The organism is Campylobacter sp. RM10537 (assembly GCF_022369435.1).
Taxonomy (GTDB): Bacteria; Campylobacterota; Campylobacteria; order Campylobacterales; family Campylobacteraceae; genus Campylobacter_D; species Campylobacter_D molothri.
In genome coordinates this window covers 1127997-1140501 of the sequence record NZ_CP059597.1, presented here as the reverse complement: position 1 = coordinate 1140501, position 12505 = coordinate 1127997, and the positions used below count along the sequence as shown (strand labels likewise).

At 28.0% G+C, this 12505-nt stretch carries 16 protein-coding genes; 5 read left to right on the top strand and 11 right to left on the bottom strand.

Annotation, left to right across the window (positions count from 1 at the left end):
- The first annotated feature begins 72 nt into the window (after positions 1–72).
- The 3 genes from CMOL_RS05780 to CMOL_RS05770 all read left to right on the top strand — a co-directional run bounded on the left by CMOL_RS05780 (position 73) and on the right by CMOL_RS05770 (position 1528).
- A complete protein-coding gene (locus tag CMOL_RS05780; protein WP_239820086.1) occupies positions 73–429 on the top strand; it encodes a glycosyltransferase in 357 nt (118 codons plus the stop codon).
- Positions 375–923, top strand: coding sequence for a hypothetical protein (locus CMOL_RS05775; protein ID WP_239820085.1), 549 nt, complete (start codon positions 375–377; stop codon positions 921–923). Before CMOL_RS05780 ends, CMOL_RS05775 begins: the two co-directional genes overlap by 55 nt.
- 209 nt (positions 924–1132) lie before the next feature.
- Entirely contained in the window at positions 1133–1528 is a 396-nt protein-coding gene (locus CMOL_RS05770; RefSeq protein ID WP_239820084.1) for a hypothetical protein, read from the top strand.
- Positions 1529–1641: 113 nt separating this feature from the next.
- On the opposite strand, the gene CMOL_RS05765 is transcribed toward CMOL_RS05770, so the two are convergent.
- From CMOL_RS05765 to CMOL_RS05720, 10 genes are all read right to left on the bottom strand, one after another.
- Positions 1642–2406, bottom strand: coding sequence for a TSUP family transporter (locus CMOL_RS05765; RefSeq protein ID WP_239820083.1), 765 nt, complete (start codon positions 2404–2406; stop codon positions 1642–1644).
- Positions 2388–3152 carry a TIGR02757 family protein gene (locus CMOL_RS05760; protein ID WP_239820082.1) on the bottom strand — a complete coding sequence of 255 codons (765 nt, stop codon included), beginning with the start codon at positions 3150–3152 and terminating at the stop codon, positions 2388–2390. Before CMOL_RS05760 ends, CMOL_RS05765 begins: the two co-directional genes overlap by 19 nt.
- Positions 3153–3162: 10 nt before the next feature.
- A complete protein-coding gene (gene flgK, locus CMOL_RS05755; protein WP_239820081.1) occupies positions 3163–4989 on the bottom strand; it encodes a flagellar hook-associated protein FlgK in 1827 nt (608 codons plus the stop codon).
- An 11-nt stretch (positions 4990–5000) separates the two neighbouring features.
- A complete protein-coding gene (locus CMOL_RS05750; protein ID WP_200283576.1) occupies positions 5001–5435 on the bottom strand; it encodes a flagellar protein FlgN in 435 nt (144 codons plus the stop codon).
- 45 nt (positions 5436–5480) lie between these two features.
- On the bottom strand, positions 5481–5678 hold the full coding sequence (locus CMOL_RS05745) for a flagellar biosynthesis anti-sigma factor FlgM (RefSeq protein WP_200283579.1): 198 nt from the start codon (positions 5676–5678) through the stop codon (positions 5481–5483).
- Between the two features lie 66 nt (positions 5679–5744).
- The gene (locus tag CMOL_RS05740) at positions 5745–6080 is read right to left on the bottom strand and encodes a rod-binding protein (RefSeq protein WP_200283581.1); all 336 of its coding nucleotides are present in this window, start codon (positions 6078–6080) and stop codon (positions 5745–5747) included.
- Entirely contained in the window at positions 6080–7126 is a 1047-nt protein-coding gene (locus tag CMOL_RS05735) for a flagellar basal body P-ring protein FlgI (RefSeq protein WP_239820080.1), read from the bottom strand. The genes CMOL_RS05740 and CMOL_RS05735 overlap by 1 nt, the downstream gene beginning before the upstream one ends.
- A gap of 64 nt (positions 7127–7190) precedes the next feature.
- Entirely contained in the window at positions 7191–7859 is a 669-nt protein-coding gene (locus CMOL_RS05730) for an RsmD family RNA methyltransferase (protein ID WP_239820079.1), read from the bottom strand.
- Entirely contained in the window at positions 7852–8235 is a 384-nt protein-coding gene (locus tag CMOL_RS05725) for an ornithine carbamoyltransferase (protein ID WP_200283591.1), read from the bottom strand. The genes CMOL_RS05730 and CMOL_RS05725 overlap by 8 nt, the downstream gene beginning before the upstream one ends.
- On the bottom strand, positions 8232–9305 hold the full coding sequence (locus CMOL_RS05720) for an HdrB C-terminal domain-containing protein (RefSeq protein ID WP_239820078.1): 1074 nt from the start codon (positions 9303–9305) through the stop codon (positions 8232–8234). The genes CMOL_RS05725 and CMOL_RS05720 overlap by 4 nt, the downstream gene beginning before the upstream one ends.
- Before the next feature lie 91 nt (positions 9306–9396).
- Between CMOL_RS05720 and CMOL_RS05715 the strand changes: the two genes are divergently transcribed.
- Both CMOL_RS05715 and truD read left to right on the top strand, forming a co-directional pair.
- The gene (locus tag CMOL_RS05715; RefSeq protein ID WP_239820077.1) at positions 9397–10215 is read left to right on the top strand and encodes a thiamine-phosphate kinase; all 819 of its coding nucleotides are present in this window, start codon (positions 9397–9399) and stop codon (positions 10213–10215) included.
- Positions 10184–11302 (top strand): tRNA pseudouridine(13) synthase TruD, encoded by a 1119-nt coding sequence (gene truD, locus CMOL_RS05710; RefSeq protein ID WP_239820076.1) that lies wholly within the window; start codon positions 10184–10186, stop codon positions 11300–11302. Before CMOL_RS05715 ends, truD begins: the two co-directional genes overlap by 32 nt.
- Positions 11303–11304: 2 nt before the next feature.
- Here truD and prfB read toward each other — a convergent pair whose 3' ends face one another.
- The gene (prfB, locus tag CMOL_RS05705; protein ID WP_200283603.1) at positions 11305–12402 is read right to left on the bottom strand and encodes a peptide chain release factor 2; all 1098 of its coding nucleotides are present in this window, start codon (positions 12400–12402) and stop codon (positions 11305–11307) included.
- Positions 12403–12505: the final 103 nt, after the last annotated feature.

Below are 12505 nucleotides of genomic sequence, written 5' to 3'. Positions count from 1 at the left end.
AAATTTTGAATTATTTTTTTGATAAAATAAGTTTTTTAAAATTATAACAAAATAATAATTAGGAATTTTTTTATGGATAAGAAAAATGTAGTTTTACTTGGCGAAAGTAATTTTGCGTTTAAAAATGGAATCACACAAGGTTTAAAAAATAAAGGAATTAATGTAATAAATTTATCATTAGGTTTAACACCTGCTTTACAAAATTTATATGAATTGAAAAGAAATGATCAAATTTTAAAAAATGCAGATTTAATTATAAATACATCTAATGTTAATGATATAGGTCGCTACAATTCAATTGAATTATTTTTTAAAAGTTATCAAGTTATCAATTGGTTACATAAAGAATTATATTTTCTAAATAAAAAAATTCTTTGTTTTCTTTTCCAAATCCTCAAAAGTGGCATAACATACAATGCTCAAAATTAGTTTATGCTTTACATAAAAAATTAATCAATAAATACGGTTTTAATATCATTGATTTAAATGAATATTATCTTAAGAAAAATTTGTATGATTTTATAAGAAGAGATGAGGCTCATGGTTTTGATTTTATTACGAGAGAAATTGGTGAAAAAATAGCTAATAATATTGAAAATTTTTCTTTCCCTAAAAAATTAAATATATTAAATGATAATCCTAAATTTATTGCTTTAAACGTTAGAGAAATGGAAAATATCGATGAAAATAATTTTAAAAATAAATCAAGCTGGCTTTGTCAAGAAGAAATTTATGAGTTAAAAAATGAACTAGAATTTAACAAGATATATCATGGTCATACTATTTTAGGAGTTCATATTTGGAATGAACAAAATAATTGTGAGCTTGAAATAAAGAATAAAAATACAAATAATTCTTTTAATAGAAATATTGATTATCTAGTTTCATTTTTTTCGATACCTATAATAGAAATATCAAAATAACTGAAAATACAACAATTTTAAGCAAAAATAATTCTGTAGGATTTGTAGGACTTCTTCTTGCCTCTACTGAAGGAAATTATCATAATGAAAATATAGATTTCAAAGCTTTAATCAGAGAAAACATAGAAATTGAAAAAGAATATAATTTTAATCACCTTATATCTTCAATAGAGTGGTATAAAGAAATTATAGATGAGTATTGCAGCGTAATGGATCTGATTAAATTAATGCCCTTGCAAAATCAAATCAATGCTTTAAAGACTCAATTATCAAATTCTCAAGCTAATTCAGCTAAAGCAAGAATTCAAAACCAACTTTCTTATAAACTAGGTCAAGCTATGATAGAAAATTCAAAAAGCATACTAGGTTATATAAGAATGCCTTATGTTTTATCTTATATAAAAGATAAACACAAACAAGAACAAAAAATTTATCAAGAAAAAATAAAAAAAGATCCTTCTTTAAAATTACCTCCTTTAGAATCTTATCCTGATTATAATGAGGCTTTAAAATTTAAAGAACATTTATCTTATAAATTAGGAGAAGCTTTAATAAAAGCTAACAATAATTGGTATGGGGGGGGGGTATATCAAATTATGGTTTGAGATAAGAAGGATAAAAAAAGAATTTAAAAATAAAAAAGCATAATTTTTCATCTAAGTATCAAGTTTGATTATTTTTAAAAGATATTTTTGTATTTTTCAAATAAATTTAAAATTCAAGAAAAATAATCCCAAGCAACTTTGATGATGGTTATACCTACTACGATTAAAAATAAGCTTTTAATAAATTTTCCATTACTTTTTAATACAAGTTTAGAACCCAAAAAAGCTCCTAAAATTTGTCCAACGGCCATGACTAATCCGACTTTCCATAAAACTTCATACTGCCATAAAAAAATAATTAAAGCGATAATATTGCTTGTAAAATTTAAAATTTTTGTATTCATACTTGCTTTTTTCATATTAAAGCCAAGTAAGGTTACGCAAGCAAATATCCAAAAAGATCCGGTTCCAGAGCCTAAAAAACCATCATAAAAACCTAAAGTTAAACCACAAATAAGATAAAAAATTTTAATATTTTTAATCTTTGGATTGTTTTCATACTTTCCTAAATTTGGGCGTAAAGCTGTATATAAAAAAGTTAAAGTTAAACAGATTAGAATAATGATTTTTAAATTTTCATCCTTTACAAAAAGTACGCTATAGCTTCCTATAATAGCACCCACCGCAGTGAAAAATATCCCCCAAGCTAGATAAGGTAAAGTTGTGGATTTAAAATAAGTAATTGTTGCAGTAAAAGCTCCACATACGCTTTGAACTTTATTAGTTGCGATAGATAAATGTGCAGGAATCCCGCAAGCTATTAATGCTGGCAAGGTTATAAGTCCGCCTCCACCAACTATTGAGTCTATAAAACCTGCAAAAAGTGCTGCAAAAAATAATATAATATAATAAATTGTATCTAAATGTTCAAAGCCCATGTATCAATCTCCTTGCTTTGTCCTAAGCGATAAAGTGCAAAGTCATATTTAACAGGATCATTTGCATCAAATTCTTTTAACTTCTTGGTAAGCTCTAACACACTTTTATAATCATATATTTTACGCTTTAAAAGTCCTAAAGTCAAGGAAATTTTAAAAAGATGAGTATCAAGAGGAATCAAAAGATCTTTTGTGTGTATATTAGTAAAAATTCCAAGATCAAGCTCATCTTTTCTAACCATCCACCTAAAGTACATATGATATCTTTTAAGCGGTGATTTTGGTATATTTTGCCAAATTTTTCCAAAGAAAAAATCATATCCATAACTAGAATAAGAATTTATTTTTTGAATTTTTTTCATGAAAGCAAGGATAGCGTCTGTAGTATTTTGTCTTTTTTGGTAAGCTTTAGTAAAAAATTCATTTAAAGAAATTTCATTTTTAAGCCTTGAAAGGGTAATAAAAATTTCTAAAATATCTCTTTCATTTTGAAAGCGGTATTTTATTCCTTTTAGATTTTTTTGAATTTGTTTTTCACTTGAATCGAGTAAAGAAAAATCCAGCTTATTTAAAAAATTAACTATATTTTTTGCATTACCATAGGCAAATAAAGCACAAAGCAAAGCAATAAATTCATCCTTGTAAATTTTAACAACTTGCAAAGGATCTGGGTTTTCAAATAAAGCTTTATTGGTATTTTTTAATTTTACTAAAGTATCTAGCTTGGTTTTTAATATCTCAGACATTTTACTAGGATTATGATTTAATTCCTAGTAAAGTATCTAGCATTTGATCAATGGTAGTAACAATTTTAGCAGAGGCGCCATAGCTTGATTGCCATTGTATTAAGGCTGCAAGTTCTTCATTGGTATTAACTCCACTTTTAGATTGATACTCGCTATATACAGAATTGTAAAAGGTTTGATTGCTAGCATTAACTACATTATTATTTTCCCCATCAGAGCCTATTTTTCCTGTAAATTTACGATAATATTCTTCCATGGTAAGATGGTCAATGGTTCCATCTTCATTGTAAAAATTAACCTTATCATATTGAAGTTGTATGATTTTATTTGCCATATCATTACCGCTATCAACCCCATTTAGACTAGCTCTTACTGTGCTTGGATCGCTTAAAATAGAATCTTTTACTTTAATATCACTTGCACTATTTCCACTAAAAAACCCTCCTATGCTAAAAGCACCTGCAAAATTTGTTCCTTTATCTTCTATGGCTATCTTATATCCTGATTTTGCAGTAAGTTGAAATAATCCATCATTGGAGGTTGGATCGTAGCTAAAACTTACATTAATTAAATCATCAACATCATCATTTGGATCTTTGTTGTTATTATCGTCTGTATTAGCTTTGATTTGGCGTACGATATCATCCATGGTGGTATTAACATCGATATTAATAGTTTTGGTAACTTTTTTATCTCCTTTTTCATCATAAAGAACGATATCAAAACTTCCTGGTTGTATAGTTCTATCATAATTCATCAAAGGAATATTGCCTTGAAGTCCCGGAAGATAATCAGAAGTTACTGGACTTTTTGCAGAACTAGCATAAAGATTATTGGTTTCATTGATCATTGTTTTGGAAAAAGTGTCTAAAGAATCCATATAACCTTGTATAATCCCGTCGCTATATTTTCCTTTACTTTTATCATAATTTCTACCGCGTAAATCAAGCTGAGCACCTAATTGCCCCCCTGAAATTTTACCAGTTAGGTCTCTTACTTTTTCATCTGCAGTTTCATAATAAATACTATAAGATTTATTTTTATCATCATAATCGAGTTTTAGCGGATGAAAATTAATCCCATCTACTATGCTAAAACCTTCAATACTAAGATTATATTGATGTCCTGGATCAGTTATAGTTGTATCTAAACGATTATCTTGATTGATTTCATTTTTACTAGCTACTGCACTTACAAGCTTTGAAAGGGTAAGTTCTAGCTCATCTCTTCTATCTCTTAATTCGTTTGCGTGTTCTGTTGGAAGAGCTTCTTGGCCATAAATTTGTTTATTAATTGTCGCGATTTCTTCGCCAATTCTATTAATTTCTTCCACAGTTGATTTAATATCGTTGTTGATTTTCTTTTGAATTTTATCTAAGGTTGAAAAAGTATTGTTAATACTTTCTGTTAATGTTTGAGAAGCTTTCACAAGGGCTATTTTTGTAGCATTTTCATTAGGATTGGATGCAAAATCATTCCATGCTTTATTGTAATTTTCTAAATCCTGTAAAATCCCTGTATTTTGCAAATCTGGAAAACGTTCAGAAATTTCTTGCAAGGTTGAAGCCATATATTTAGTGTATTCTAATTGAGTTGAAGCTCCCTTTAGTTTAAAATAAGAATATTCATCGTGCAAACGAACAATACTTTCGATGGCTGTACCTGTTCCTACTTGAACTCCATTAGATGAAACGTAACCATTGGTTGTTTGCACAACTCTTTGTCGAGTATAAAAAGTCGCATTTGCATTAGAAATATTATTACTGGTGGTTGCAATTTGTACTTCGCTTGCTTTTAAGCCTGTAACTCCCGTATATAAAGTTCCAAAAATACCCATATTCTTATTCCTTATACATTAATCTTAAAAATTGACTCTGGAGTAGTCTTTTTATCACCATAAGCATTATTTGTTCCATCATTGAGATTAAACATCTTATTGACTAAACCATCAAAAAAATCTTTAATAATAAGTACGAATTTGGCATATTCTTTATTAGCAGAATGAAGAGTTTGAAGATTTTTTTTCAATAAATCTAATTTTTCTTTATCCTCTTCATCAAGTAATTCACTAAGTCCTTTGGTAGAGCTATTGTTTAAAGCTACTAAAGCAGCATCGAGTTGTTTTTTAGCTGTTGTAAATTCAGAAATTAATTTATTTTTTTCTTCAACACTAGGTGCAACGGTATCATGTTTTGCAACTTTTATATTTTCTATATCTTCTTGGGTTAATGCTATTAATTTTTCTAAAATAGCATTAACTTCATCAAGATGTTTTTTAAGCATTTTTTCTCTCCTTTTTTTACTCAAAAAAAAGAGAGAAAATTATCTTTAAATTAAAGAATCAGCTATAGCAGAAGCAGTGGCTCTTGTATCAATTTTATAAGTGCCATTTTTAATTTGTTCTGCAATTTTCGCAGCTTTATCATTCTCTGTTTTTTGAGTATCGTTTGTTTTAGTTTCTTTATTTGTTTGAACTGTGTTTAATGTGGAGCTTGCCACGTAGCCTTGCTGTATAGGATTTATCATTTCTGCCTCCTTGAAATTTTTTATTAAAAATCCTCTACAAACTATATCGGCTAAAAATTAAAAAACTTAACCCCTTTCTTTTAAAAAATCATATAATAATTTTGAAAATCCCATACCACCACTTAAAGCCTTACTGATAGTATCATTATACATAGATGAATAAATTTCATCACTTGCATCTTTTCCAAAAAGTGAATTTTGAGATTTTAAAGATACATCTAAAACTTGTTTTAAAAAAAATGCTTCAAAAGCATCAGTTTGCTCTTTTAAAGCTTCATCTTCTTTAGTTTTAGTAACTATATCATTATCATTTACTTTAATATGGTTTTCTAAATTTCTTGATGTTTTGTTTAATAAAACATTATCCATGTTAAATGTATTTAAAAAATTATCTACTTTCATTATATAATCTCCAAATCAGCTGTAATTGCACCTGCACGTTTTAAATTTTCCATAATAGCTATAATATCATTTGGGGTTGCCCCAAGCTTATTAAGCATTCTTGCTATATTTGCAACAGTGCTTTTTGAATTATTAATTCTTAACGTATTTGAACTAGGATCTATAAAACCACCATCTTTCATATCAATTTCATTTTGATTTGGAGTAGTGTTATTATTAGGATCAATTTTGATTGTAATATCTTTATGAGTAATTAATACAGGTTCAACCTCTACATCAACACCCGCAATTACTGTTCCTGTTCTTTCATCAATGATAACCTTGCTTTCTGGAGTATAAGCTATATCTTGATTTAAAACTCTTGCCATAAAATCTACATTTGAAAGATCTTCAGGTTTTTTAAGTTTAATTGTACGTGAATCAATCGCTTTAGCAACATCTTCTCCAAAAACGTTATTAAGCACTCTTTCTATATTACTAGCGGTTTGAAAATCAGCTACTTTTAGACTTAAAGTTAAATCATTATTTTGACTAAAATTTTGTGGAATTTCTCTTTCTACGTTAGCTCCACCCATCACAGTTGCCGCTGTAGAATGGCTACCTGCACCTCCTGGTCTAGCTGTGAGTCCTCCAGTTGAGATAGAACCTTGTGCTATTGCATAAATTTCTCCATCAATTCCGCGGAGTGCAGTAAGTAAAAGTGTGCCACCTTGTAACGATTTTGCATCCCCCAAAGAAGATACTGTAATATCAAGCTTATCTCCACTTTTAGCAAAAGCTGGAAGTTTTGCTGTTACCATGACAGCTGCTGTATTTTTTGACTTGATATCTGCTGGATCTACTTTGATATTCATACCTTGTAAAAGATTTGATACAGATTGTAGGGTAAATTTAGAACTTGTTCCATCTCCACTACCATTAAGACCAACAACAAGTCCATAACCTATAAGTTGATTATCTCTAACACCTACAGTGTTTGCTACATCCTTGATTTGTATTGCAAAAATACTTGTCATAAAGAGTAAAAAAAACATTAAAACTCTCATGGATTATTCCTTTAATCTATATTATTGTATAAAATAAAGCAAAAAGTGTTCCAATTTTAAGAGCTTAATTTTGTGGAGTATTTTCGTAAAAACTAAGAGAAGTTAAGCCAAATTTTTTAGTTTTATTTTTTTGAAATTCTTTTATATTTTGTGGAAGTTCTATTTTTGAATGATGCTCAAAAATAATTTTTTCTATATTTTTTCGATTAAGATTTTTCAAAAGATTTTCAATGTTTTCATAAATTTTTTCAAAACCTTTTCTGATATCAAAAGGTGGATCAAGATAAAGAAAAATAGGAATATTTTCTTGGGTTAATTTTTCGATAAGCTGGGGTAAAATTTCAAAAGTATCTCCTTGTACAACATTTAAATTTTGATCAATTTTAGAATTTTGAACAGCGATTTTGTAAGCGTTTTTATCAAGTTCGATAGCATAAGATTTTAAGGCAAAATTACTTAAAGCTTCAGCCGCCATTAAAGCACTTCCACCAAAAGCTTCTATAAAAATTTTATTTCTTAAATTCTGTCTTATAACATTAAAAACACAAGCTTTTACTATGCTTTTAGTGCTTCTTGTTTTTTCAAGTGAAGGCAAAAGAAGTTTTTTTCCTTTATATTGTCCGCTTTCTATAAAAGTATAAATTTTTGTTGTCTTATTTGTTTTATTTTTTAAATTCGAGATTTTTTGATATTCTTTTAAAAAATCTTTTACATGAATAAAATCTTCACTCATGTATTAAAGCTTTAACAAGTTTATCTTTAAGTTCGCTAATAGCAAGATCTATTTTTATTTGATAGTCTTTTCTAAATTCTTCTGCTATAGAGTCAATTTTTGCTTCTAAAATTTTTCTTTTTTCATCTGCAATTTTTTGAGCTGTTGTTTTTAAAGCATTGTCAAAATCATTTAAAGATTTAAATAAAGCTTCTTTACTAAAAGGCACACTCAAAAATGGAGAATTGGGAGCTATAAGAAATAAAGGTTTAGTTGAAGGAATTTTTTCATCACTAATGATAAAATCACAATCTTTTTTTATTACTAAATGTTCCTTTAAAAAAAGAGCTAATGCTCTTTCTATAATAATATCTTTACATTCTAAAGAAATTTTCATATCAAAGTTACTTTTAATTCATGATTTTGCAAAGATGGATTTTTGATACCTTGAATTAGAGATAAAAATTCTAAATGACTTAAAATATAAAAATCTTTAAAATCTCTATTGCTTATATTCATAAGTTTTTTAGCACAAGTGTCAAACATATAAAAATCTTTAGGATTTTTTACAACTAAAAAGTCGCTTCCACTATCATAAGCATCTAAAAGAATTTTTGCTGCCATTTTATAACTGAGTTCGCTATTGAGTTTTAAGAGATCAAAACCATTATGTTTTTCAGCATTTTCATATGAAATAAATTTTGCTTTGATTTTTGACTTTAAATTATCACAAGGTTTAAAACCGTAAAAGGCTACATTAAAATTTTCAAAATCATGCTTAACTTGTCCAAGTTCTTTTATTTCATTTTCAAAAGCATTGTTTTTGGGTAAATCAAAATGTAGTAATTTTTCATCAAAAAGCCCCAAATTTAAAATTTCTTTTTTTAGATTTTCAATTACATTTTCTACCTTTTGATTAGTACCGTTAATATGATAAAAAATTCCTATTTCAGGATCAGAGATAACTTTTAAAATTTCTGTTTTTTTATCTGGATATTTTTTGATCATTTCAAATGCAAGATAAAATAAGGCATCTCCCATATACTCAGGAAGAAATTCTAAAATTTCATTAGCATAATATAAATAGTCATATTTTTCATAAAATTTTTTATCTTCTTCATTGCCAAATGGGGCAAGATATTTGTATTTACTTAAAAAATCATCTTTATTGATGATCAAGTCTTTTATTGCTCTTTTTGTGTTTAAAGGTTCAATAGTAAGATTAAAATTATATTTTTTAACTAGTTCTTCTAAAGGGGTATTAAGAGGTAAAATTTGTCTATTAACAATTATATGAGAATTTTCATTTTTTTCAAATTCGAAATAAATGTCATCATCTTGCACTTGCAAAAGTAAATCATAAAGAGTAGCAAAATTTTCATAGTTATTATAAACATAAGGTTTGTAATAACTCTCATAGTCTTTATTTTTATCAAATCTAAAAAGTCTAAGTTCTAAATTTCTCATGATTTTTTCCTTGATATCTTTAGGATAAATATTATATAAAAAAAAATTAAAATTTAATAGAATTTAAAAAGAAATTTCATAAAATTTTTTTATGAATAAAGAAGATTTTATAATTCAAGCTTTTTTAAATGAAAAAAATGGCGATGATGGTGCTATTATTAATCAATGGTGTTATAGCAAAGATTTATTTTTTGAAAATATACATTTTAAAAGAGAATGGCTGACACTAGAACAAATTGCTACTAAGGCAATGCTTGTTAATATCTCTGATGCTATTGTGATGAATGCTGAACCAAAATACGCACTTTTAGGACTTGCTTTACCAAATTTAAATCATGAAGAAATTAAAGCTTTGCAAAAAGGTTTTTTAAAAACAGCAAAAAAATTTGGTATGCAAATCATAGGTGGCGATACAATTTATAATGATAAAATAGATATTAGCATTACTATTATTTCTAAAATTAGAAAAAAAGCTGTATTTAGAAAAGGCTTAAAAATAGGACATTTACTAGCTTATACAGGAAAGCTAGGAGAAAGTTTAAAGGGACTTGAAATTCTGCAAAATGGTGGTAAATTAAATTTAAACCACCGCTTTATAAAACCTAAATTAAGGTCAGATTTTTTTTACGAAATTGCCCCTTTTATTTCTTGTGCAATGGATATTTCAGATGGATTGAGTAAGGATTTATCAAGACTTTTAGCAAAAAATGAATGTGGTATTGAATGGCTAAAAAAATTAGATGATTATACTCTTTATAGCGGAGAGGAATATGAAATTTTATTTGCCTTTGATAAAACACAATATCTTAATATAGAGCAAATTGCAAAAAAACATCATGTAAAATTAAATATCTTTGCAAAAGCAGTGAAAGGAAAATATGAATTTAGCGGAAGAGAACACCATTTTTAAGCCTTTGTATAGTTTAAAACATACCCCTATTAATGCTTATTTTAGTAAAAATAGCGACGATTTTGTAGTACGTGAAAAAGCTTTGTATGAATTTAGTGGCAAAGGTGAGCATCTCATTTTGCATATTAACAAAAAAGATTTAAGCACTAATGAAGCTTTAAGAATTTTAAGTGAAGTTAGTGGGGTAAAAATACGTGATTTTGGCTATGCTGGACTTAAAGATAAACAAGGTTTAACCTTTCAGTATATTTCTATGCCTAAAAAATTTGAACACACTTTAAACAATTTTTCTCATCCAAAATTAAAAATTTTAGAAACTTTTGCCCATGAAAATAAATTAAGAATAGGGCATTTAAAAGGCAATTCTTTTTTTATCCGCTTAAAAAAAGTTTTACCTAGCGATGCTTTAAAACTTGAACAGGCTATTGTCAATTTGGACAAACAAGGTTTTGCAAATTATTTTGGATACCAACGTTTTGGTAAATTTGGAGATAATTACAAAGAAGGGCTTGAAATTTTACGTGGCAAGAAAATGAAAAATATTAAAATGAAAGAATTTTTAATTTCAGCTTTTCAAAGTGAACTTTTCAATCGTTATTTGAGTAAAAGAGTCGAGTTATCGCATTTTTCAAAAGAATTTAGCGAAAAGGAGCTTATGCAAATTTATCATATCTCTAAAGAAGAGGCTAAGAACTTAAAAAGACAAGATCATTTTTTCAAGCTCTTAAAAGGTGAAGTTTTAGGACATTACCCTTTTGGTAAATGTTTTTTATGCGAAGATTTAGAGAGTGAGATTAAGCGTTTTAAAACAAGAGATATTACTCCTATGGGACTTTTACTTGGTACAAAATCGTATGAGGCTAAAGAAGGCTTAGCTTTAAATTTAGAGAATGAAATTTTTAAAGATGCTTATGAATTTAAAACTAAAATGCAAGGTTCAAGACGTTTTATGTGGAGTTATTTAGAGAATATTAAGTGGCGATATGATGAGCAAAAAGCGCATTTTTATATAGAATTTTTCCTACAAAAAGGCTCTTATGCTACGGTGATTTTAGAGGAAATCTTGCATAAAAATTTATTTGATTAAAATCATTCTGCTTTTAAAGCGATTAAAACACCTTCTATCATTTTTTTAATATCTCCATCTAAGATGTTATCTACTTGAGAGAAAGCTTCTCCGCTACGATTGTCCTTGACTTGCTGATAGGGAAAAAGCACATAAGAGCGAATTTGATGTCCCCAGCCTATCTCACTTTTTTCTCCCGAATTTGCACTATCTTGTTGTTTCATAAGTTCAAGCTCATAAAGGCGAGATTTTAGCATTTTAAAAGCAGTAGCTTTGTTTTTGTGTTGACTTCTGTCATTTTGGCATTGCACAACTATACCAGTTGGAAAATGTGTAATTCTTACTGCTGATTCTGTTTTGTTAACATGCTGTCCACCTGCACCACTTGCTCTGTAATAATCAATTCTAATATCTTTTTCTTCAATTTCAATCTCTATATCATCATCAAGTTCAGGGCTTACCATAACACTTGAAAAGCTTGTATGACGACGTCCAGCACTATCAAAAGGAGAAGTTCTTACTAAGCGATGAATTCCATTTTCAGCTTTTAAATAACCATAAGCATTATCACCTTTAACCAAAAAGCTTACATCCTTAAGTCCCGCTTCATCGCCTTCTTGAAAATCAAGAGTTTCAACCTTAAATCCTTCTCTTTCGCAAAATCTTAAATACATCCTATAAAGCATGCTTGCCCAATCGTTGCTTTCAGTTCCTCCTGCACCAGGATGAATGGAAACAATCGCATTTTTGCTATCATTTTCTCCACTTAAAAGCATAGAAATTTCAAGGCTTGTTATCGTATCTTCAAGCTTTGGAGCATCATTAAATAAAGCTTCTAAGGTTTGCATATCGTTTTCTGCATTAGCCAAATCAAAAAGCTCGCTTGCATCATTAACTGCCAATAAAGCTTCTTCGTATTTTTTTAATAAATTTGTAATTTTAGTTTTTTCTTTGCCGATAATTCCAGCTTGCTTAACATCGCTCCAAAAAGAAGGAGAATTTTCTAATTCTTCAATTTCTTTAAGTCTTTCTTGAATGCTTTGTGGTTTGATGATAGAGGCTATATTGTTTACTTTATTTTTAAGAGTTTTTAATAGTTCGCTAAATTCGTAATTATCCATAAAAATTTCTTTCTCAAAGTTAATTTTTACATAATTTTAGCAAATTTTATCAAAAAGTAAGCTAAGTTTATTTTAATTATAACCATCATCAAAGTTGCTTGGG

Excerpts from the sequence above, each read along its gene's own strand:
- flgK (WP_239820081.1), bottom strand. The coding sequence starts at position 4,989 with ATGGGTATTTTTGGAACTTTATATACGGGAGTTACAGGCTTAAAAGCA.
- CMOL_RS05745 (WP_200283579.1), bottom strand. The coding sequence starts at position 5,678 with ATGATAAATCCTATACAGCAAGGCTACGTGGCAAGCTCCACATTAAAC.
- CMOL_RS05765 (WP_239820083.1), bottom strand. The coding sequence starts at position 2,406 with ATGGGCTTTGAACATTTAGATACAATTTATTATATTATATTATTTTTT.
- prfB (WP_200283603.1), bottom strand. The coding sequence starts at position 12,402 with ATGGATAATTACGAATTTAGCGAACTATTAAAAACTCTTAAAAATAAA.
- truD (WP_239820076.1), top strand. The coding sequence starts at position 10,184 with ATGAATTTAGCGGAAGAGAACACCATTTTTAAGCCTTTGTATAGTTTA.
- CMOL_RS05750 (WP_200283576.1), bottom strand. The coding sequence starts at position 5,435 with ATGCTTAAAAAACATCTTGATGAAGTTAATGCTATTTTAGAAAAATTA.
- CMOL_RS05760 (WP_239820082.1), bottom strand. The coding sequence starts at position 3,152 with ATGTCTGAGATATTAAAAACCAAGCTAGATACTTTAGTAAAATTAAAA.
- CMOL_RS05770 (WP_239820084.1), top strand. The coding sequence starts at position 1,133 with ATGGATCTGATTAAATTAATGCCCTTGCAAAATCAAATCAATGCTTTA.
- CMOL_RS05740 (WP_200283581.1), bottom strand. The coding sequence starts at position 6,080 with ATGAAAGTAGATAATTTTTTAAATACATTTAACATGGATAATGTTTTA.
- CMOL_RS05720 (WP_239820078.1), bottom strand. The coding sequence starts at position 9,305 with ATGAGAAATTTAGAACTTAGACTTTTTAGATTTGATAAAAATAAAGAC.
- CMOL_RS05715 (WP_239820077.1), top strand. The coding sequence starts at position 9,397 with ATGAATAAAGAAGATTTTATAATTCAAGCTTTTTTAAATGAAAAAAAT.
- CMOL_RS05730 (WP_239820079.1), bottom strand. The coding sequence starts at position 7,859 with ATGAGTGAAGATTTTATTCATGTAAAAGATTTTTTAAAAGAATATCAA.
- CMOL_RS05725 (WP_200283591.1), bottom strand. The coding sequence starts at position 8,235 with ATGAAAATTTCTTTAGAATGTAAAGATATTATTATAGAAAGAGCATTA.
- CMOL_RS05780 (WP_239820086.1), top strand. The coding sequence starts at position 73 with ATGGATAAGAAAAATGTAGTTTTACTTGGCGAAAGTAATTTTGCGTTT.
- CMOL_RS05735 (WP_239820080.1), bottom strand. The coding sequence starts at position 7,126 with ATGAGAGTTTTAATGTTTTTTTTACTCTTTATGACAAGTATTTTTGCA.